Here is a 20,432-nt window from a genome sequence, read left to right as displayed (position 1 = left end):
ATCCACTGCGGATCGGATCCAATGAGGGTCGGATCTACTATCTAAGCGCTTGTTCACCCTCTCTGTCACGTGACTCCCGTCTCGGCGACCTCGGTAGACCGATCGGTTTCCATGCTCGCGCCCACGGAGGTAACCTCGCCGTATGGCCACGACAGACAACGCGTCCACGAAGGACCGGCTGCTCGACGCGGCGGCCGAGCTCTTCTACCGAGACGGCGTCTCCATCGGCGTCGAGGCGCTGTGCCGGACGGCCGGTGTCTCCAAGCGGTCGATGTACCAGCTCTTCGCCAGCAAGGACGAGGTCCTCGCGGCGAGCCTGGAGCGCCGTGCTCCGGGTTACGCGGCGCAGCTCGCGCCCGGCCCGGACGACGCCGGCACGCCACGCGAACGCATCCTGTACGTCTTCGAGCGTGCGGAGGCGCTCTCGACCGCGCCCGAGTATCAGGGCTGCCCCTTTCTGGCCGCGCTGGTCGAGCTGAAGAACCCCGACCACCCGGCGAGCGTCGTGGCCCGCAGCGCCAAGGAGCGTCTGAAGGACGCGTTCCAGGTGCAGGCGGAGCTCGGTGGCGCGCGGGATCCCGAGCTCCTCGCCCGTCAGCTGATGCTCGTCTTCGACGGCGCGAGCGCCCGCGCCGGCGCCCGCATCGAGACGCTGGACGGGCTGACCCTCGCGACCGTGACGACACTGCTGGACGCGGCGGGCGTGCAGTAGCCGGAGGGGATCGCGACGGTCGGGGGGAGCGCGCCAGCCACGAGGCAGGGACCGCGACGCCCGCCAGACGGATGCCGATGTCCTGGTAGGGCAGCACCCCCGTACGGGTCACCACAACGAGCCGACCCCGCGCCCCGCCCGGTGCAATGGACCCGTGACCGCGCCCCCGGACGACTGCCTCGCGCGCAACGAGTGGATCTGCGGTGAGTACCTGACCACCCGCCGCCAGATCCTCCTCGACGCGGTCCTCCAGCACCTGCAGCTCACCGTGATCTCGGTGCTCGTCGGCCTCGCCCTGGCCATCCCGCTGGCCGTGCTGGCGCGCCGCTGGCGCTGGTCGGCGGGACCCGTCCTCGGTGTCACGACGATCCTCTACACCATCCCGTCCCTGGCCACCTCGGACACCTCGAAGCTCAGGTCGTCCACCGCCGTCGTACCGTCCGGATACCGCTTGGTGACCTGCTCGAACCGGATCATGCCCTCACGCCAACCGGGCCGGTTCCAGCCTGCCCTTCAGCGACGTCCCACCGGCTGACCGCTCACCAGCACCACCTCCAGGGTGCGCGGACCGTGCACCCCCTCGACCCGGTCCAGCTCGATGTCGCTGGTCGCCGAAGGACCGGAGATCCAGGTCAACGGGCGGGCCGGGTCGAGGCGTTCGAGGGCCTGGGAGACAGAGGAGACGACCTGGTCCGGGACCCGTACGACACAGATGTGGTGGTCGGGGACGAGGGTGATCCGGCGGCGGCCCTGGTCCGGGCCGCCGTCCAGCACGATGGTGCCGGTCTCGGCGATGGCGACCGCGCAGCCGGTGACCACGCTCTCGACCGTGTCCAGGTCATGGGGTGTGCTGACAGCGCGGTCGTGGACGCGGGTGGGATCGGCGGCCGACATCCACTCGGGCGGCAGCCCGGGCGGTACAAGCACATACTGCGGTCCCCGCTCGGCGAGCAACCGCATGATGAGGTAAGGCAGTTCCTCCGGGTCGGTGCGGTGCACGATCGCCCGGTAGTCCGCCAGGTTCTCGGCCAGCAGATCCACCGTCTGCTCGACACTCCGGTCGCCGTGCTCGCGCAGATAGTCGCGCCGAACCGCCTGCTCGTACGGCGTGTCGTCCTGTCGTACGTCCGCGAGCGCGCGCCGCACGCGGCCCAGCACCCGTTCCCTGCTGCTCACTTCGCGCCACCCTTTCCGCCTTGCGTGCGCTGCCACCAGTCGCGGAACGGTTCCGCCGGGACCTTGGGCAGGTCGCGGCTGTCGCTCCAGGCCTTGCCCGGTCCGGGGAGCGTCCGCGGATGCAGACGGCGGGTGCCGGAGGCCAGCCGCTGGCCGGTGCGCAGGGCGCCCGGGTGCGTGAACGCCCAGCGCGCCGCGCGCATGGCAGCCCGCTCGGCGGCATGCCCCTTCGCGGGCTGCAACACCACCTTGTTGCCCTCGCGGATCACCTGCCCGCCCTCCACGACCCGCTCCCGCAGATGGACCAGGACCTCGGGGATGTCGATGGCGACCGGGCACACCTCGTAGCAGGCACCGCACAACGTCGAGGCGTACGGCAGTGAGGCGTCGATCTCGCTTGCGGTGCCCCGGAGTTGGGGGCTGAGGATGGCGCCGATCGGGCCCGGGTAGACAGAGCCGTAGGCGTGGCCGCCCGCTCGCTCGTACACGGGGCAGACGTTGAGGCAGGCCGAGCAGCGGATGCAGCGCAGCGCCTGGCGGCCGACCTCGTCTGCGAGGGTGTCGGTGCGGCCGTTGTCGAGCAGGACCAGGTGGAAGTTCTGCGGACCGTCCTCGTCCGTGGTGCCCGTCCACATGGAGGTGTACGGGTTCATGCGCTCTGCCGTGGACGAGCGGGGGAGGGTCTGCAGGAACACCTCCAGGTCCCGCCAGGTCGGCAGGATCTTCTCGATGCCGACGACCGAGATCAGCGTCTCGGGCAGGGTCAGACACATCCGCCCGTTGCCCTCGGACTCGACGACCATCAGGGTGCCGGTCTCGGCGACCATGAAGTTGGCGCCGGAGATGCCGACCTTGGCCCGCAGGAACTTCTCGCGCAGGTGCAGACGGGCCGCCTCGGCGAGTTCGGCGGGCGTGTCGGTCAGGCCCTCGGGGGCCGGGCGGCCCCACTCACCCATCTCCTTGCGGAAGATGTCGCGGATCTCGCCGCGGTTGCGATGGATGGCGGGGACCAGGATGTGCGAGGGCCGGTCCTTGCCCAACTGCACGATCAGCTCGGCGAGATCGGTCTCGTAGGCGCGGATGCCCTCGGCCTCCAGCGCCTCGTTGAGCCCGATCTCCTGCGTGGCCATCGACTTGACCTTGACGACCTCCGACTCGCCCGTCTCCTTGACCAGTCGGGTCACGATCCGGTTGGCCTCGTCGGCGTCGGCGGCCCAGTGCACGATGCCGCCCGCGGCCGTGACCGACTCCTCCAACTGCTCCAGATACCGGTCGAGATGACGGAGCGTGTGGTCCTTGATCCGCTTGCCCGCCTCCCGCAGTTCCGCCCAGTCGGACACCTCCGCCACGGCCTTCGCCCGCTTGGCGCGGATGGTGTGCGTCGCATGCCGGAGATTGCCGCGCAGCGTCTGGTTGTTGACGGCCTCGTGCGCGGCCTTCGGAAAGGCCGGCATCCCTACGAACGTCCCGCTCATGCCGCCGGTTCCTCCTCCGTGCTCGCCAGGATCTCCGCGATGTGCACCGGCCGCATGCCGGTGCTCAGCCGCGCCATCGTGCCGCCGATGTGCATCAGACAGGAGTTGTCGGCCGCGCACAGCACCTCGGCGCCGGTCGATTCGGCGTTGCGCACCTTGTCCGCGCCCATCGCCGCCGAGACGTCGGGGTTCTTCACGGCGAAGGTGCCGCCGAAGCCGCAGCACTCGTCGGCGCCCGGCAGCTCGACCAGCTCCAGCCCTTTCACGGCCTGGAGCAGCCGGCGCGGCCGGTCGCCCAGTCCCAGGCTGCGCAGGCCGTGGCAGGTCGGGTGGTATGTCACATGGTGCGGGTAGTACGCGCCGACGTCCGTCACTCCGAGCACGTCCACCAGGAACTCCGTGAGCTCGTACGTCTTCGGGACGACCGGCGCCAGCGTCGCCGCGAGGGTGTCCCCGCGCCCCTCGGCCCGCGCCCGCTCACCCATCCGCGGATACAGCTCCCGCACCATCGCCCCGCACGACCCGGAGGGCGTCACGATCGCTTCGTACTCCCCGAAGACATCGGAGAAATGCCGGGCCAGCGGCTCTGCCTCGTGCCGGTACCCGGTGTTGTAGTGCGCCTGCCCGCAGCACGTCTGGGCCATCGGGAAGTCGACCTCGACGCCCAGCCTGGTCAGCAGTTTCACCACGGCGCGCCCGGTGTCCGGATAGAGCGTGTCGTTGACACAGGTCAGGAACAGGGCGACACGCATCGCGGCTCCTTGTGATCGATCATCGGATGAGTGCAGCCTAGTCCGGGCGTCGGCCGCGAGGGAGACCCCGTCAGCTTCCGGCGAGCCGGGCCTGCGCCTCGCGCCACCGTGCGGTGTCGCCGCGCGGCTCGTACCGGGTGAGTGGCTGCGTACGGGTGAGCAGGCGCCGCATGCCCGCGAGGTCGCCGACGAGCCCGTGGGCGCGGGCCTGGACGAGGACGTTCCCCAGCGCCGCCGCCTCCGTCGGACCGGCCACCACCGGCAGCCCGCACGCGTCGGCGGTCAGCTGGCACAGCAGCGCGTTGCGGGTACCGCCGCCGACGACGTGCACGACGTCCACCGGGTGGTCGGCCAGCCGCTGCGCGTCCTCGACGGCACGGCGGTGGGCCAGGGCGAGCGAGTCGAGGATGCAGCGCGTGATCTCGGCGGGCGACTCGGGCACCGGCTGCCCCGAGGCGCGGCAGGCCTCGGCGATCCGCTCCGGCATCCGCCCCGGCGCCAGGAACACCGCGTCCCCCGCGTCCACCACCGACCGCAGCGCGGGCACCTTGGCCGCCTCCAGCAGCAGCGCTGCCAACTCCGGTTCGCCCCAGGCCCGTACGCACTCCTGGAGCAGCCACAACCCCATGATGTTCCGCAGATAGCGGACCGTGCCGTCCAGCCCCAGCTCATTGGTGAAGTTCGCGGCCCGGCTCTCCTCGGTCAGCACGGGCGCGCCCAGTTCAAGGCCGGCCAGCGACCAGGTCCCGGTGCAGATGTACGCGAACCGCTCGCCGCCGGCGGGAACGGCGGCCACCGCGGACGCGGTGTCGTGCGACCCGACCGCCGTCACCGGCACCGGACCCGTCAGCCCGGTCTCCTCCAGCACCTCCGGCCGCAGCACGCCCCCCGGATCGCCCGGCTGCCGCAGCGGCGCGAACAGGCCGAGGTCGATGCCCAGCCGCGAGGCGACGTCGTAGGACCAGTCGCGCGTGAGGGGATCGATCAGCTGGGTGGTCGAGGCGTTGGTGAGCTCGGTGCCCTGCTCGCCCGTGAGCCAGTAGGACAGCAGGTCGGGGATGAGCAACAACCGCTCGGCATGGGCGAGTTGGGCCGACTCCCGGGCCGCCGTCAATTGGTACAGCGTGTTGAAGGGGGCGTACTGCAGCCCGGTCGCCGCATACAGCTGCTCGGCCGGCACGGTCGACCACACCTTCTCCGCCACGCCCTCGGTACGGGAGTCCCGGTAGTGCACGGGACTGCCGAGCAGCGCCCCGTCGGCATCGAGCAGACCGTAGTCCACGGCCCAGCTGTCGATGCCGACGGAATCGACCTGCCCCCCGGCCCGCAGTCCGTCCAGGACACCCCCGTACAGAGCGAGGATGTCCCACCGCAGTCCCTCGGGCACCCGAACGGGCCGGTTGGGGAAGCGGTGCGCCTCCGTCAGCTCCAGGCTGTCGGGGCCGACGCGGCCGACCATGACACGCCCACTGGACGCGCCGAGGTCGACCGCGGCGTACGACTTCACGGACGCGCTCATCGCAGGAAGGCGGCCGCGACGCCGGCGTCGACCGGGACGTGCAGCCCGGTGGTGTGCGTCAACTCCCCGCCCGTCAGCGCGAAGACGGCGTTCGCGACGTGCTCCGGCAGCACCTCCCGCTTGAGGATGGTCCGCTGGGCGTAGAACTCGCCCAGCTTCTCCTCCGGCACCCCGTACACGGCTGCCCGCTGCGCACCCCAACCGCCCGCGAAGATCCCGGAACCACGCACCACACCGTCCGGGTTGACCCCGTTGACGCGGATGCCGTGCTCACCCAACTCGGCCGCCAGCAGACGTACTTGATGGGCCTGGTCGGCCTTGGTGGCCGAGTAGGCGATGTTGTTGGGCCCGGCGAACACGGCGTTCTTGGACGCGATGTAGACGATGTCGCCACCCAGCTCCTGCGCGGTCATCACCCGTGCCGCCTCACGCGAGACGAGGAAGGACCCGCGGGCCATGATGTCGTGCTGCAGGTCCCAGTCGCGCGCCGAAGTCTCCAACAGCGGCTTGGAGATGGAGATCCCGGCGTTGTTGACCACGAGGTCGACCCCGCCGAAGGCGAGCACGGCGGCCTTGAAGGCCGCGGCGATCTGCTCCTCGGACGTGACGTCCACGGCCACGGCGACGGCCTTGTCGGGGCCGCCCAACTCCTCGGCGACGGCTGCCGCGTTCTCCGCGTTGAGATCGGCGACGACGACACACGCCCCCTCACCGACCAGCCGCTGCGCGATCGCCTTGCCGATCCCGCTGCCCGCGCCGGTGACGAGGGCGATGCGCGTCGCCAGCGGCTTGGGCTTCGGCATCCGCTGAAGCTTGGCCTCCTCCAGCGCCCAGTACTCGATCCGGAACTTCTCCGACTCCTCGATCGGCGCGTATGTCGACACGGCCTCCGCCCCGCGCATCACGTTGATGGCGTTGACGTAGAACTCGCCGGCCACACGGGCGGTCTGCTTGTCCTTGCCGAAGCTGAACATGCCCACACCCGGCACCAGCACGATCGCCGGGTCGGCGCCGCGCATGGCGGGGGAGTCGGGCAGGGCGTGCCGCCGGTAGTAGGCGGCGTACTCCTCGCGGTACTCGGCGTGCAGTTCCTTCAGCCGCGCGATCGCCTCGTCGAGGGGAGCGGTCGGCGGGAGGTCGAGCACGAGCGGCCGGACCTTCGTCCGGAGAAAGTGGTCGGGGCAGGAGGTACCGAGCGCGGCGAGCCGCGGGTGCTCGGCACGGGCCAGGAACTCGAGCACGACATCGGAGTCGTCGAAGTGCCCGACCTGCGGCCTGTCCTGAGAGGCGATGGCCCGCACATACGGCGCCAACGCCGCCGCCCGCTCCCGCCGTTCGGCCTCGGCCGGCCCCTCGTACCCCTCGATCACGGGCCCGAAGGGCTCCGGCTTCCCGCGCTCGGCGAGGAACGCCTCGGCGGTACGGATGATGTGCAGCGAATTCCGCTCGCACTCCTCCGACGTGTCACCCCACGCCGTGATCCCGTGCCCGCCCAGAACACACCCGATCGCCTGCGGATTGGCCTCCTTGACCGCCGCGATGTCCAGCCCCAACTGGAATCCGGGCCGCCGCCACGGCACCCACACCACCGTGTCGCCGAAACACTCGGCGGTCAGCTTCTCCCCGTCGGCGGCACAGGCGAGCGCGATCCCGGAGTCGGGGTGGAGGTGGTCGACATGCGCGGCCTCGACCAGCCCGTGCATGGCGGTGTCGATCGAAGGAGCGGCCCCACCCTTGCCATGCAGGCAGTAGTCGAACGCGGCGACCATCTCGTCCTCGCGCTCGACGCCAGGGTAGACATCGACGAGCGCCCGCATACGGTCCAGCCGCAGCACCGCCAGTCCCGCCTCAGTGAGCGTCCCGAGGTCACCGCCGGACCCCTTGACCCACATCAACTCGACGTCACCACCGGTGACCGGGTCGGTATCGGTGCCCTTCGCCGAGGCGTTGCCACCGGCGTAGTTGGTGTTCCGGGGATCGGAACCGAGCCGACGGGACCGAGCCAGGAGGGCAGCGGCTTCGGGGTGGGGTGCCATGTCCATTCAGTCCTTAAAGAAGATTCGGATGTACGGCGCCCCGTCAGGGGCGCGGGGCTGTGCAGATGTGTGGCTCCGCCGTCTGGGCGCGGCCGGCCACACATGGCCCGCAGTCGGCAGTCGAGAGAACCGGCGGACGCGAGCCAGAAGTCACGCTCCCCATCCGGCCTGCTGTCCACCGACCCGCTCGGCAACGATCTTCTCGGCCCATCCGGAGCGGCGGTAGGCGGCGATCGGGTCGGGGTCGAGGCCCATCTCGTCCCGCACTTCGGCGAGCAGCGGTCGTACGTCGGTGTTGTACGCGTCCATCAACACGGCGTTCGCTTCCAGCACGTCACCGCCGCGCTGAGCCGCCGCCAAAGCCTCCCGGTCGACGAGGAGTGCCTTGGCAGTCGCTTCCTGGACGTTCATGACGGAGCGGATGATGGCGGGAATCTTGGCTTCGATGTTGTGGCACTGGTCGAGCATGAACGCGATGTCGGATGTGAATCCTCCGCCCCGGATCACCTCGTACATGATGCGGAAGAGTTGGAAGGGGTCGGCGGCGCCGACCATGAGGTCGTCGTCGGCGTAGAAGCGGGAGTTGAAGTCGAAGCCTCCGAGCTTCTGCTCTCGCAGCAGCGTGGCGACGATGAATTCGATGTTGGTGCCGGGCGCATGATGTCCGGTGTCCACCACGACCTGGGCCTTCTCGCCCAGTTTCAGGCAGTGGGCGTATGCGGTTCCCCAGTCGGGGACGTCGGTGGCGTAGAAGGCGGGCTCGAAGAACTTGTACTCCAGCAGCATCCGCTGCCCGTCTCCGAGTCGTTCATAGACGGTGCGGAGGGCCTCCGCGAGTCGGTCCTGCCGTTCGCGGAGGTCGTCCTGCCCGGGGTAGTTGGTCCCGTCGGCGAACCACAGCTTCAGGTCCCTGGAGCCGGTGGCGTCCATGATGTCGACGCACTCCAGCAGATGGTCGACGGCCTTCCGCCGCACCGCCGGATCGGTGTTCGTGACGCTGCCGAGCATGTACGCGTCGTCCTGGAAGACGTTGGCGTTGATGGCACCCAGTGCGACCCCGTGCTCCCGGGCGAACGCCGCGAGCTTGCCGTAGTCGTCGACCTTGTCCCACGGAATGTGCAGGGCGACCTTGGGCGCCACACCGGTGAACTCGTGCACCTTGGCGGCGTCCGCCAGCTTCTCCCAGGGATCGCGGGGGACTCCGGGCTGGGCGAACACCTTGAAGCGCGTACCGGAGTTGCCGTAGGCCCACGACGGGGTCTCGATCCTCTGGGTCGCGAGGGCTGCCTTTACGGCGGACAGGTCTGGCATGACCACCTCTGAACACTGTGCTGAAACACTGTTTGAATCGTTTCAGGGAACCTAGCCGCACCGCTGGGACGGCGTCAAGATGTCGGCGCACCCGCCTCCGGGGATCTTGCGTGAGAGGCGAACGTTCCGTGCCGGAACTCTTGACGGGGCGGCGAACCGGCCTCACGATGCCGTGAAACGTTTCATCGCCGCTGTAGGGCTGGCTACAAGAGCGGGTTACACGTGTCATCCCCGGCATGGCACCGTTCTCTCAGCAGTTCTCTCAGCCCTCTCCGTCCCCGATCTCCCTCCCCGAATCTCCCCTCCCTGATCCCCCTCCCTCGTCTCCCGTCCCCACCTCCCCGAAAGGCCGCCCTGATGAGCAACGACGCCATCTCCAGCGGGCCCGGCAAGCCCCGAGTGACCCGCGCCCAGTGGCGCCTGGCCGCCTTGTCCGGCATGGCCTCCTACCTGGACTCCGGCATCATCGTGTCGTCCGGCCTGTCACTGGGCCTGTGGCAGAGCCGCTTCCACCTGTCCTCGTGGGGCCTCGGCGCGCTGAGCGCCGCCCTGACCTTCTCCATCGCCATCGGCTCGCTGGTCGGCGGCCGCCTCGCCGACCGGTTCGGCCGCAAGCGCGTGTACGGCATCGACATCCTCGTCTACGCCGTCGGCGCCGCTCTGCTGGTCTTCGCCCCCAACAGCGCCTTCCTCTACGCCGGCATGATCATCGGCGGTCTCGCGGCCGGCGCCGACCTGCCGACCTCGCTCGCCATGGTTTCCGAGCACTCCCCGCGCTCGGTCCGCGGACGTCTGATCGGCGCGACGCAGACCATGTGGGTCGTCGGCATCACGGCCACGATCGTGATCGGCTTCGGCACCTCGACGCTCGGCTACCTCTCCGCTCAGCTCCTGTTCGCCCACCTCGCCGTCGTAGCCCTGGTCAGCTGGGTGCTGCGCAACCGGATGAGTCTTTCGCCCGTCCTGGAGGAGGCCGAGCGCGGCGGCGGTGGCGAGGGCATCGCCGCAGGGGCACTGCGCCGCCTGGGCGCCAGGCCGATCCTCGTCCCGCTCCTGGCGACCGGCGGCTTCTACCTCGCCTGGAACCTCGCCGCCAACACCATGGGCCAGTACGGCACGTACTTCCTGACCACCGTCAGCGGCGCCTCCCAGACCCTCGCCACGGGCCTCGGCCTGGCGACCCTCCCGCTCGGTCTGGTCTGCTCGCTGGCCTTCGTACGGCTGGCCGACACTCCTTGGCGCGACCGCCTCTTCTACATCTGCGCGGCGCTCCAGGTCCTGGCCTTCGCCGTGGCCGCCGCGACCGGCGGCGCAGTGATCGCGGCCATGGTCTTCTTCATGATTCTCTACAACGTCGTCAACCAGTTCGCCGGCGAGGCGAACTACAAGATCTGGTCCCAGGAGGCCTTCCCCGAGGAACTCCGCGCCACCACCCAGGGGTTGACCTACGGCCTCAGCCGGGCCCTTTGCGGTCTCGCCGGTCTGGCCACCCCCGCCCTGATGGCGGCCAGTGGGTCGGCCGTGCTGTGGATCACCACGGCGTGCGTGGCGGTCTCCGGTGCGATCGGTGTGTGGATCGTCCGCAGCATCGCTCCGCAGGGGCGCGGTACGACGGCGCGGACCGCGACTGCCGCCCTGGAGAAGGAATCCATCTGACTGCGGCGGGGGAGGTCTGACCTCCCCCGCCCCACCCGTCCTCGGCCCTCCCGCAGAAAGTGAAGTCGTGAAAGTCACCGCTCCCGTTCTGGAACACCACCGCGAGCCGCTCGGTATCGGCGAGCCCCGCCCGCGCCTGAGCTGGCGCACCGAGACGGACACACCGGGCTGGACGCAGGAGGCGTACCGGCTCGAGATCACCGGCACCGACGGCTCCGTCCTCATCGACACGGGGCGCGTGGAGAGCGCCGACTCGGTGCTGGTGGAGTGGCCGGGCGAGGCGCTCGGCTCCCGCAGCCGGGTCGGAGTACGCGTGCGGGTCTGGGGCGAGGGCGCCGAGGCGTCCGCCTGGTCGCCGCTCACCTGGGCGGAGACGGGACTGCTCGCCCGTACCGACTGGACCGCCCGGCCCGTCACCCCCGACCGCGAACCCGCCGACGCCCCGCTCCCGGTGGCGCTGCTGCACCGCACCTTCACCCTCGACAAGGCGGTGGCCTCGGCCCGTCTGCACATCACCGCGTACGGCGTGTACGAGGCCGAGATCAACGGAACCCGCGTGGGTGACCACGTCCTCGCCCCCGGCTGGACCTCGTACCACCACCGACTGCGGTACCAGACCTTCGACGTAACGGAGCTGCTGCACGAGGGCGACAACGCGATCGGCGCGTTCCTGGGCGAGGGCTGGTACACGGGCCGGCTCGGCTTCCACGGCGGCCGGCGCAACCTCTACGGCGACCGCCGCGCCCTGCTCGCCCAGTTGGAGGTCACCCACCCCGACGGCACCGTCACCACCCTCGGCACCGACGAGACGTGGCGCGCCACGACCGGCCCCGTCCTGCGCTCCGAGCTCTACGACGGTGAGGCGTACGACGCCCGGCTGGCCCGCCACGGCTGGTCCGAACCGGGTCACGACACCTCCGACTGGTCGGCCGTCACCGAACTCCCGCCGACCGAAGCCGAGTTGGTGGCGCCGACCGGCCCGCCCGTGCGCCGCACCCAGACCCTGACCCCGGTCGACGTCATCACCACACCGTCCGGGAAGACCGTTCTCGACTTCGGCCAGAACCTGGTCGGACGCCTGCGCATCCGCGTCTCGGGCCCGGCCGGCCACACCGTCACCCTGCGCCACGCGGAAGTGCTGGAGCACGGCGAACTCGGCATCCGGCCCCTGCGGGTCGCCCGCGCCACCGACACGTACACGCTCGCCGGTCGCGGCGTGGAGACGTACGAACCCCGCTTCACCTTCCACGGCTTCCGCTACGCCGAAGTCGAGGACTGGCCCGGACAGTTGGACCCCGCCGCGGTCGAAGCCGTCGTCCTGCACACCGACATGACCCGCACGGGATGGTTCGAGTCCTCGCACGAGCTCGTGAACCGCCTGCACGAGAACGTCGTCTGGGGCATGCGCGGCAACTTCCTCGACATCCCCACCGACTGCCCCCAGCGCGACGAACGCCTCGGCTGGACCGGCGACATCCAGGTCTTCGCCCCCACCGCCTCCTTCCTCTACGACTGCTCGGGCATGCTCGGCGGCTGGCTGCGCGACCTCGCCGCCGAGCAGCTCCAACGGCCCGATGGAGTACCGCCGTTGGTGGTGCCCGACGTCCTGCCCGGCGGCTTCGGCGACACCCCGCACGCGGTGTGGGCCGACGTCGCCGTGCTGCTTCCCTGGACGCTGTACCGGCGCTTCGGCGACCTGGAGGTCCTGCGCACCCAGTACCCGAGCATGCGCGCATGGGTGGAGACCGCCGCCCGACTCGCCCAGGAGGGCGGCGGATTGTGGCGGCAGGACTTCCAGCTCGGCGACTGGCTCGACCCGGCCGCCCCGCCGGACGCCCCGGGAGACGCCCGCACCGACGGCGACCTCGTCGCCAACGCCTACGTCGCCCGCTCGGCCGACGTACTCGCCGAGACGGCACGGCTGCTGGGGGAGAAGGAGGACGTCCTACGGTACGAGGAGCTCGCACAGGCCGTACGGGCGGCGTTCGCCGACGAGTTCGTCACCCCGGGCGGGCGGATGTCGAGCGACGCGCAGACCGCGTACGCGCTGGCCCTGTGCTTCGCGCTGCTTCCGACGGAACGCCAACGGCAGGGTGCCGCCGAGCGGTTGGCCCACATCGTGCGCAAGACGGGCTTCCGGATCGCCACCGGATTCGCCGGTACGCCGCTGATCTGCGAGGCCCTGTGCGCGGGCGGCGCGCCGCAGCTCGCGTACCGCATGCTCCTCGAACAGGGCTGCCCGTCCTGGCTGTACCCGGTGACCATGGGCGCCACCACGGTGTGGGAGCGCTGGGACTCGATGCTGCCCGACGGGAGCATCAACCCGGGTGAGATGACCTCCTTCAACCACTACGCCCTCGGCGCCGTCGCCGACTGGCTGCACCGCACGGTCGCCGGTCTCGAAGCCGCCGAGCCGGGTTGGCGCCGGCTGCGCATCGCACCGGTTCCCGGTGGCGGCCTCACCTTCGCGAAGGCCGCCCATGACACGCCGTACGGCCGTGCCGAGGCGGGCTGGCGGATCGTGGACGGCACGCTGGTCGTCGAGGTCCTCGTGCCGCCGAACACCCGGGCCGAGGTCCAACTCCCGGGCGACACCGAGCCGTTCGAGGTCGGCGCGGGCCGGCGTACGTTCCGCAGGCCGTACACCGCACCCGCCTGGCCGCCGGCCGCGATCCGGCATCCCTTCGCCGGGCCGGAGGAGTAGCCATGGGGTGGTGCTCAGGCCAGGAAGGCCGGCCTGAGCACCACCTCGCACCACTGGCGGAAGCCGGTCGGCGCGGGCTGCGCCGTGCGGTGCTGCTCGTCGTAGGCGCCGGCGTTCTGGGCGACGGCCATGTCGATCAGGCCCTGTGCCCACGCCTCGCTCGCCCCGTGCTGCAGCGCCCTCTCCCGGTATGCCTCGATACCGGCCTGCCGGTAGCCGACCGGCCGCTCCAGCACCTCGGAGACGACCTGCGCCATCCCCTCGGGAGTCAAGGCGTCCGGGCTGACGACCGGGACACCGTTCTGCCCGCCCCACGAGTCGTCGAGCAGCAGCTCGGCGGCTTTCGCCGCGATGTCGCGCGTGGCGACGCACGGGAGCACGCGATCCCCGAGCTGCGGCCAGTGGAACGCGCCCTGGTTCCTGATCGCCTCGACCTGCCAGAGCAGGTTCTCCATGAAGGCGGGAGGCTGCAGCGCCCGGTAGCTCACCCCCGTGTCCTCGATCATCCTGTCCTTGGCCACCGACGCCGACAGGTGCCCCGCGTTCCTCTCGATCCCACTGCCCATGGTCGAGATCGCGACCACGCGCTTGACGCCGTGGCTGCCGATCGCGTGGCACGCCGCCCGGGTGTAGTCCACGTAGTGGCCCTCGACGCTCTCCGCGCGCTGGTCCGGCGGCACCAGCCAGAACACGGCATCCGCACCCGCGAACGCCTCCATGACGACATCGAGGTCACGGTGCGACCCCTGGACGACCTCGACGCGCTCCCGCACACGCGGGGACAGCCGGGAGGGGTCGCGAACGATCACACGGATCGGCTCGTCGCCGTCGAGGAGACCGTCGACGACCTGTCGGCCGATCTGACCGGTGGGTGTGGTGATGACAAGCATGAAGAAGCTCCAAGAGGGCTGGCTGGCAAGGCGGTTGACACCCTTCGGCCGCCAGTTGAACCAGTTGGACGGACCGTGGCACCGCGTGCTTCGATCCTGCGGTGCGCCCCTGCCGGACGGAAGGATCGACAAGATCCCGCTTGTTACCCTCTGGGTAATACCGAAAACGGAGGTGCGGGTCGTGGAATCCCGATCACTGCGCTACTTCGTCGCCGTCGCCGAAGAACTCAACTTCGCCCGCGCCGCCGAACGGCTGGGCATCTCCGCCCCGCCCCTCTCCCGCGCCATCCGCAAACTCGAAGCCGACCTGGGCCTCACCCTCTTCGAGCGCACCACCCACAGCGTCGAACTGACCGCCGCCGGTGCAGTCCTGCTCGGGGAGGCCAGGATCGCGCTCGACGCCCTGCAGGCGGCCGGACGCCGGGCACAGCGCGCGGCCGCCCCCGAAGCGAAGCTCGTCCTGGCCATCAAGGCCGACGGCGACGGGGGCCTGCTGGAACCCATCCTGGCTCGCTACGCGACCGAGCCCGCAGGCCTCCCTGTCACGATCCGCCTCGCCGGCTGGGGCGACCAGGCACGCCTGCTGCGCCAGGGCGAGGCGGACGCAGCCCTGATCTACGAACCGTTCGACCACACGGGCCTGGACGCCGAAACGGTCACCGTCGAACCCCGCCTGGCCGCCCTCCCGGCCACCCACCCCCTGGCCGCCCGCGACCACCTCACCCTCACCGACCTGGCCATCCCCGGAGTTGAGCCCGGCCGCCTCGACGGCCTGACCCGCTACCTCGAAACGATGGTCGAGCGCCACGGCATCGCCGACCTGTCGCAAGTGCTCGCGCTCGTCGAACTGGGCGAGATCGTGACGCTCCTCCCCGAATCCGTCACTGCCCGGTACCCCCGCCCAGGCGTCGTCTACCGTGCGCTCCCGGACACCCCACCGGCGACGTTGTCGATCGCCTGGCCCCAGCAGTCCCGCTCGACGGCCACCGCCGCACTGGTCCGCGCGGCGACGTCGGTGATCCCCGACGCAATGTCGGCCGCCGAACGCGCGGACGTGTTCCGCAGGCCCGCGCCCCGCTAGGGACGCGGGCCTGCGTGAATGTGCGGCTCCGCCGCGTGGGCGCGACCAGCCACAAGAACGGCCGGCGGCCTGCAACCAACAGAACCCGGCAGACGAGAAGGAGCGGTCACGCTCCCCATCCGGCCTGCTGTCCACCGACCCGCTCGGCAACGATCTTCTCGGCCCATCCGGAGCGGCGGTAGGCGGCGATCGGGTCGGGGTCGAGGCCCATCTCCTCGCGGACTTCGGCGAGCAGCGGTCGTACGTCCGTGTTGTATGCGTCCATGATCACGGCGTTCGCCCCGAGCACGTCACCCTCTCGCTGGGCAACTGCCAGCGCCTCCCGGTCGACGAGGAGTGCCTTCGCGGTGGCCTCCTGGACGTTCATGACGGACCGGATGATCGCGGGGATCTTGGCCTCGATGTTGTGGCACTGGTCGAGCATGAACGCGACGTCGGAGGTGAATCCTCCGCCCCGGATCACCTCGTACATGATGCGGAAGAGCTGGAAGGGGTCGGCGGCGCCGACCATGAGGTCGTCGTCGGCGTAGAAGCGGGAGTTGAAGTCGAAGCCCCCGAGCTTCTGCTCCCGCAGCAGCGTGGCGACGATGAATTCGATGTTGGTGCCGGGCGCATGATGTCCGGTGTCCACCACGACCTGGGCCTTCTCACCCAGTTTCAGGCAGTGGGCGTATGCGGTTCCCCAGTCGGGGACGTCGGTGGCGTAGAAGGCGGGCTCGAAGAACTTGTACTCCAGCAGCATCCGCTGCCCGTCTCCGAGTCGTTCGTAGACCTCGGCGAGCCCTTCCGCGAGTCGGTCCTGCCGCTGGCGGATGTCGTCCTGCCCGGGATAGTTCGTGCCGTCGGCGAACCACAGCTTCAGATCCGTCGACCCGGTGGCGTCCATGATGTCGACGCACTCCAGCAGATGATCGACAGCCTTCCGCCGCACCGCCGGATCCGGATGGCAGATGCTGCCCAGCTTGTAGTCGTCGTCCTGGAAGGTGTTGGAGTTGATCGCCCCCAGCTTCAGACCATGGTCCTCGGCGAATTTCGCCAAGGCTCCGTAGTCGTCCACCTTGTCCCAGGGAATGTGCAGGGCAACAGTCGGCGCGACACCGGTGACGGCATGCACCTGCGCTGCATCGGCCAGTTTCTCCTGCGGTGTGCGGGGAACGCCCCGCTGCGCGAACACCTTGAAACGGGTCCCCGAGTTCCCGTACGCCCACGACGGCGTCTCGACTGCCTGGGTCTTCAGCGCGGCTTTCACCGCGGCGAGCTCGGTCACTTCAGGGCTCCTGTGACGTCGGGCCGGAACGGCATTCGGATGAATCGATTCAGGACGGGAAGCTTAGAGCCCCCGGTAGGGGTGTCAAGCGTTCCGGCAAAGGCTGTTGCCTGTGGCCTGACCGTGACCTTTGGCTCTCGAAGGACTCTCGAAATTTTTTCGAGGCGGACCCATTGACGTGACATGGCCCTCGCGCCTAACGTCCCGGCAACCAAGTTGAAACCTTTCACGACGCCGAGAGCCCCTTGTCGGCGACGTCGAGGAGCCCCTCATGACCCACCCGTCCGACACGGGTCCGGCCCCGGTGCTGGCGCTCGAGGACATCTCGAAGTCCTTCGGCGCGGTGCGCGCCCTGCGGGACGTTTCCCTGGAGCTGTTCCCCGGCGAGGTGCACGCGCTCGCCGGTGAGAACGGCGCGGGCAAGTCGACCCTGATCAAGGCCCTTGCGGGTGTGCACCGGCCCGACACCGGCCGGGTGCTGCTCGACGGTGAACCCGTCGTCTTCCATGGGCCCGGCGACGCCCGCGACGCGGGCATCGCCGTCATCTACCAGGAACCCACGCTCTTCCCCGACCTTTCGATCGCCGAGAACATCTTCATGGGCCGCCAACCGCGGCGCGCTCTCGGCCGTATCGACCACAAGGCCACGCACACCGCGACGCTGGCCCTGATGCAGCGCCTCGGCGTCGAACTCGACCCCGACCGCCCGGCCCGCGGCCTGTCGATCGCGGACCAGCAGATCGTCGAGATCGCCAAGGCCCTCTCCTTCGAGGCCCGCGTCCTGATCATGGACGAGCCGACGGCCGCGCTCACCGGCAGCGAGGTCGCCCGGCTCTTCGGCGTCGTACGTGCCCTGCGCGAACAGGGCGCCGCGGTGCTGTTCATCTCGCACCGGCTGGAGGAGATCTTCGAGATCTGCCAGCGGGTGACGACCCTGCGCGACGGCGCCTGGATATCGAGTGAGCCGATCGAGGGCATGACCGAGGACGATCTCGTACGGCGCATGGTCGGCCGCGACCTCGACGAGTTGTATCCCAAGCAGGACGTCAAGCCTGGTCAAGTCGCCCTTAGCGTACGGCGGTTGACCCGCGAGGGCGTGTTCACCGACGTCTCCTTCGACGTGCGGCACGGGGAGATCGTCGGTCTCGCCGGGCTCGTCGGCGCGGGCCGTACCGAGGTCGCGCGGGCCGTCTTCGGCATCGACCGCTGGGACGGCGGCGAGGTCGAGGTCCAGGGGCGCAGGCTCACTAACGGCGCCCCCTCCACCGCCATGGCCGCCGGACTGGCCCTCGTCCCCGAGGACCGGCGCGCCCAGGGCCTGGTGATGGGCATGTCCATCGAGCGCAACATCGGCCTCACCGGACTTCGTACGACGGTGAGGGCCGGCCTCGTCGACCGCGGCGCCGAGCGCAGCCGCTCCCTCGACTGGGCCGTCAAGCTCCAGGTCAAGTACGCCCGGATCGCCGACACCGTCAACACCCTCTCCGGCGGCAACCAGCAGAAGGTCGTCCTGGCCAAGTGGCTCGCCACCGGCCCCAAGGTGCTGATCGTCGACGAGCCGACCCGCGGCATCGACGTCGGCACCAAGGCCGAAGTGCACCGCCTGCTCAGCGAGTTGGCCGCCGACGGAGTGGCCGTCCTGATGATCTCCTCCGACCTGCCCGAGATCCTCGGCATGGCCGACCGCGTGCTGGTCATGCACGAGGGCCGCCTCACCGCAGAGATCCCACGCGCCGAAGCCACCGAGGAAACCGTGATGGCCGCAGCCACCGGGAGGGCCGCCGCATGACGGTGACCGCCCCCGACGAAACCCCCGTCGCCGAGGTGCCCAAGTCCAGCGGCACCCGGCTCGCCGACCGCGTCTTCAAGATGCGCGAACTCGCCATCCTGGTCGTCTTCCTGGCGATGATCGCCATCACACAGGCCGGCAACAGCGACTTCCTCTCCGAGCAGGGCATCAAGGACCTGCTCCTCAACGCGACCATCCTGGTCCTGGTCGCCACCGGCCAGGCCCTGGTGGTGATCACGAGGAACGTCGACCTGTCGGTCGGCTCGACCCTCGGCATCACCGCCTTCGCCGCGGGCGACTATCTGCACGGCGGTGGGAACGCGGTCGTGGCCGTCGTCCTCGCCGTCCTGCTCGGCATCGGCTTCGGCCTGCTCAACGGCCTGCTGGTCAGCCTCGGCCAGGTGCCCGCCCTCGTCGTCACGCTCGGCACGCTCTACATCATCCGCGGCGTCGACTCGATCTGGGTCGGCTCGCGCCAGATCACCGCGGCCGACCTCCCGGGCGGTTTCGTGGACTTCGGCTCCGGCGGTGTCTCCGCGGTGCCGTGGCTGGCGCTGATCGCGCTCGCCGTGCTGGTGGCGACGGCGTACTACCTCAAACACTTCGGCAGCGGGCGGGAGTTGTACGCTCTCGGCTCCAACCCGGAGGCCGCGCGCCTCGCCGGCATCCCCGTCCGCAAGCGGATCCTGGCCGCGTACACCTTCTGCGGCGGCCTCGCCGGGCTCGCGGGCGCGATGTACCTGGCCCGCTTCGGCAACGTCGACTCAGGGACCGGCACCGGCTACGAACTCACCGTCGTCAGCGCGGTCGTGGTCGGCGGCGTCGTCTTCACCGGCGGCTCCGGCAGCGTCTACGGAGCCGCCCTCGGCGCCCTGCTGCTGACCTCCATCAACAGCGTGCTGCCCGCCCTCGGCGTCAGCTCCGTCTGGGTGCTCGCCATCAACGGCATCCTGCTCATCCTCGCCATCGCGGTCGACCGGGTCGTCGCGCTGCGGGTGGCCTCCGCCCTGAAGAAATCGGCTGCGAAGAAGAGGAACGCCCGCCATGCCTGACTCCCTGACGCGCGCGGTCCGTTGGGACACGGTCGTCGGCGCCCTCCTGGTCGTCCTGTTGCTGCTGTCGTTCGGCACGGTCGACGGCTTCGGCAACGCCCTCAACCTGTCCTTCCTGATCGGCAACACCCTGCCGATCGCCCTGATCGCCCTCCCGATGACGCTTCTCGTCGTGGCCGGTGAGATCGACCTGTCCGTCGCCTCGACGGCCGGCCTGTCGGGTGCCGTGATGGGCAAGCTGTGGAACGACGGCATGGCGATCGAGACGATCATCCCGATCTGCCTGCTCCTCGGCGTGGCGTGCGGGCTGATCAACGGGCTGCTCGTCACCCGGCTGGGACTGCCCTCCCTCGCCGTCACCATCGGCACCCTCGCCGCCTACCGGGGCATCGCACAGATCGTGCTCGGATCGGACGCGGTCACCGACTTCCCCACCCAGTACCTGGACTTCGCGGCCGGACGCATCGGGAACACCTTCCTTCCGCAGGCCTTCCTGCCCTTCCTCGTACTGCTCGCCATCGCCGTCGTGGTCCTGCACTCCACCCCGTTCGGACGCTCACTCTTCGCGATCGGTGCGAGTGAGGAGGCCGCGCGATTCTCCGGGATCCGCGTCAAGCGGCACAAGCTGATCCTGTTCACGGTGACCGGGCTGATGGCGTCCCTCACCGGTGTGTTCTGGGCCCTGCACTACGCCAGTGCGCGCTACGACAACGCCACTGGTCTCGAACTCTCCGTCGTCGCCGCGGTGTTGCTCGGCGGCATCGACTTCGACGGCGGCAAGGGCACGTTGGGCGGTGCGATTGCGGGTGTCTTCCTGCTCGGGGCGCTGCAGAACGTGATGAGTCTGCTCAATGTTTCGGCGCAGTCGCAGATTGTCGTTACCGGTGTGCTGTTGGTGATCTCCGTGCTCGGCCCTCGGGTTGCGCGGCAGATCGGTGTCGCCAGGGCGGCGGCACGCTCCGCTGGAGCTGGATAGGTCGTTCGTCGGCTGCGGGCCGGTTGTGGCTGGTCG

The 20,432-nt window shown here is 70.0% G+C and carries 15 protein-coding genes and 1 pseudogene; 8 read left to right on the top strand and 8 right to left on the bottom strand.

Going from position 1 to position 20,432, the window contains the following annotated elements; all coding sequences use genetic code 11:
• Positions 1 to 142: 142 nt before the first annotated feature.
• Together OG303_RS06075 and OG303_RS06070 are read left to right on the top strand one after the other, a co-directional pair.
• Complete coding sequence (locus OG303_RS06075; RefSeq protein ID WP_405865504.1) at positions 143 to 712, top strand: TetR/AcrR family transcriptional regulator; 570 nt, start codon at positions 143 to 145, stop codon at positions 710 to 712.
• Positions 713 to 866: 154 nt separating this feature from the next.
• A pseudogene (locus tag OG303_RS06070) lies at positions 867 to 1,106 on the top strand (ABC transporter permease); the annotation flags it as partial.
• Between the two features lie 119 nt (positions 1,107 to 1,225).
• Here the strand turns inward: OG303_RS06070 and OG303_RS06065 are convergent.
• From OG303_RS06065 to rhaI (OG303_RS06040), 6 genes are all read right to left on the bottom strand, one after another.
• Positions 1,226 to 1,888: a lactate utilization protein C gene (locus OG303_RS06065; protein WP_405865502.1), complete on the bottom strand. Its 663-nt coding sequence runs from the start codon at positions 1,886 to 1,888 to the stop codon at positions 1,226 to 1,228.
• Entirely contained in the window at positions 1,885 to 3,363 is a 1,479-nt protein-coding gene (locus OG303_RS06060; RefSeq protein ID WP_405865500.1) for a LutB/LldF family L-lactate oxidation iron-sulfur protein, read from the bottom strand. The genes OG303_RS06065 and OG303_RS06060 overlap by 4 nt, the downstream gene beginning before the upstream one ends.
• Positions 3,360 to 4,115 (bottom strand): (Fe-S)-binding protein, encoded by a 756-nt coding sequence (locus tag OG303_RS06055; RefSeq protein ID WP_405865498.1) that lies wholly within the window; start codon positions 4,113 to 4,115, stop codon positions 3,360 to 3,362. Before OG303_RS06055 ends, OG303_RS06060 begins: the two co-directional genes overlap by 4 nt.
• 70 nt (positions 4,116 to 4,185) lie before the next feature.
• A complete protein-coding gene (locus OG303_RS06050) occupies positions 4,186 to 5,634 on the bottom strand; it encodes a rhamnulokinase family protein (protein WP_405865496.1) in 1,449 nt (482 codons plus the stop codon).
• A complete protein-coding gene (locus OG303_RS06045) occupies positions 5,631 to 7,670 on the bottom strand; it encodes a bifunctional aldolase/short-chain dehydrogenase (RefSeq protein WP_405865494.1) in 2,040 nt (679 codons plus the stop codon). Before OG303_RS06045 ends, OG303_RS06050 begins: the two co-directional genes overlap by 4 nt.
• Positions 7,671 to 7,820: 150 nt before the next feature.
• A complete protein-coding gene (gene rhaI, locus OG303_RS06040) occupies positions 7,821 to 8,981 on the bottom strand; it encodes an L-rhamnose isomerase (RefSeq protein ID WP_405865492.1) in 1,161 nt (386 codons plus the stop codon).
• Positions 8,982 to 9,338: 357 nt separating this feature from the next.
• Here rhaI (OG303_RS06040) and OG303_RS06035 point away from each other — a divergent pair, with 357 nt between their 5' ends.
• Together OG303_RS06035 and OG303_RS06030 are read left to right on the top strand one after the other, a co-directional pair.
• Complete coding sequence (locus tag OG303_RS06035) at positions 9,339 to 10,637, top strand: MFS transporter (RefSeq protein WP_405865490.1); 1,299 nt, start codon at positions 9,339 to 9,341, stop codon at positions 10,635 to 10,637.
• Positions 10,638 to 10,704: 67 nt separating this feature from the next.
• Positions 10,705 to 13,341 (top strand): family 78 glycoside hydrolase catalytic domain, encoded by a 2,637-nt coding sequence (locus OG303_RS06030; protein ID WP_405865488.1) that lies wholly within the window; start codon positions 10,705 to 10,707, stop codon positions 13,339 to 13,341.
• Between the two features lie 14 nt (positions 13,342 to 13,355).
• On the opposite strand, the gene OG303_RS06025 is transcribed toward OG303_RS06030, so the two are convergent.
• Positions 13,356 to 14,231 (bottom strand): NAD(P)H-binding protein, encoded by an 876-nt coding sequence (locus OG303_RS06025; RefSeq protein ID WP_405865486.1) that lies wholly within the window; start codon positions 14,229 to 14,231, stop codon positions 13,356 to 13,358.
• Positions 14,232 to 14,412: 181 nt separating this feature from the next.
• Between OG303_RS06025 and OG303_RS06020 the strand changes: the two genes are divergently transcribed.
• The gene (locus OG303_RS06020) at positions 14,413 to 15,312 is read left to right on the top strand and encodes a LysR family transcriptional regulator (RefSeq protein ID WP_405865484.1); all 900 of its coding nucleotides are present in this window, start codon (positions 14,413 to 14,415) and stop codon (positions 15,310 to 15,312) included.
• 106 nt (positions 15,313 to 15,418) lie between these two features.
• On the opposite strand, the gene rhaI (OG303_RS06015) is transcribed toward OG303_RS06020, so the two are convergent.
• A complete protein-coding gene (gene rhaI / locus OG303_RS06015) occupies positions 15,419 to 16,579 on the bottom strand; it encodes an L-rhamnose isomerase (protein WP_405865482.1) in 1,161 nt (386 codons plus the stop codon).
• 271 nt (positions 16,580 to 16,850) lie between these two features.
• Here rhaI (OG303_RS06015) and OG303_RS06010 point away from each other — a divergent pair, with 271 nt between their 5' ends.
• The 3 genes from OG303_RS06010 to OG303_RS06000 are packed head-to-tail and all read left to right on the top strand — an operon-like array spanning position 16,851 to position 20,396.
• Entirely contained in the window at positions 16,851 to 18,368 is a 1,518-nt protein-coding gene (locus OG303_RS06010) for a sugar ABC transporter ATP-binding protein (protein ID WP_405865480.1), read from the top strand.
• A complete protein-coding gene (locus OG303_RS06005) occupies positions 18,365 to 19,420 on the top strand; it encodes an ABC transporter permease (protein ID WP_405865478.1) in 1,056 nt (351 codons plus the stop codon). Before OG303_RS06010 ends, OG303_RS06005 begins: the two co-directional genes overlap by 4 nt.
• Positions 19,413 to 20,396: an ABC transporter permease gene (locus OG303_RS06000; protein ID WP_405865476.1), complete on the top strand. Its 984-nt coding sequence runs from the start codon at positions 19,413 to 19,415 to the stop codon at positions 20,394 to 20,396. The genes OG303_RS06005 and OG303_RS06000 overlap by 8 nt, the downstream gene beginning before the upstream one ends.
• Positions 20,397 to 20,432 lie beyond the last annotated feature (36 nt).

It is taken from the genome of Streptomyces sp. NBC_00005 (genome assembly GCF_045160215.1).
Lineage (GTDB): Bacteria > Actinomycetota > Actinomycetes > Streptomycetales > Streptomycetaceae > Streptomyces.
This window is presented reverse-complemented; position numbering and strand designations above follow the sequence as displayed.

What these genes read in the sequence shown, in the direction of transcription:
- OG303_RS06075 (WP_405865504.1), top strand. Translation starts at nt 143, where the DNA reads ATGGCCACGACAGACAACGCGTCCACGAAGGACCGGCTGCTCGACGCG.
- OG303_RS06060 (WP_405865500.1), bottom strand. Translation starts at nt 3,363, where the DNA reads ATGAGCGGGACGTTCGTAGGGATGCCGGCCTTTCCGAAGGCCGCGCAC.
- OG303_RS06055 (WP_405865498.1), bottom strand. Translation starts at nt 4,115, where the DNA reads ATGCGTGTCGCCCTGTTCCTGACCTGTGTCAACGACACGCTCTATCCG.
- OG303_RS06050 (WP_405865496.1), bottom strand. Translation starts at nt 5,634, where the DNA reads ATGAGCGCGTCCGTGAAGTCGTACGCCGCGGTCGACCTCGGCGCGTCC.
- OG303_RS06045 (WP_405865494.1), bottom strand. Translation starts at nt 7,670, where the DNA reads ATGGCACCCCACCCCGAAGCCGCTGCCCTCCTGGCTCGGTCCCGTCGG.
- rhaI (WP_405865492.1), bottom strand. Translation starts at nt 8,981, where the DNA reads ATGCCAGACCTGTCCGCCGTAAAGGCAGCCCTCGCGACCCAGAGGATC.
- OG303_RS06035 (WP_405865490.1), top strand. Translation starts at nt 9,339, where the DNA reads ATGAGCAACGACGCCATCTCCAGCGGGCCCGGCAAGCCCCGAGTGACC.
- OG303_RS06025 (WP_405865486.1), bottom strand. Translation starts at nt 14,231, where the DNA reads ATGCTTGTCATCACCACACCCACCGGTCAGATCGGCCGACAGGTCGTC.
- OG303_RS06010 (WP_405865480.1), top strand. Translation starts at nt 16,851, where the DNA reads ATGACCCACCCGTCCGACACGGGTCCGGCCCCGGTGCTGGCGCTCGAG.
- OG303_RS06005 (WP_405865478.1), top strand. Translation starts at nt 18,365, where the DNA reads ATGACGGTGACCGCCCCCGACGAAACCCCCGTCGCCGAGGTGCCCAAG.
- OG303_RS06000 (WP_405865476.1), top strand. Translation starts at nt 19,413, where the DNA reads ATGCCTGACTCCCTGACGCGCGCGGTCCGTTGGGACACGGTCGTCGGC.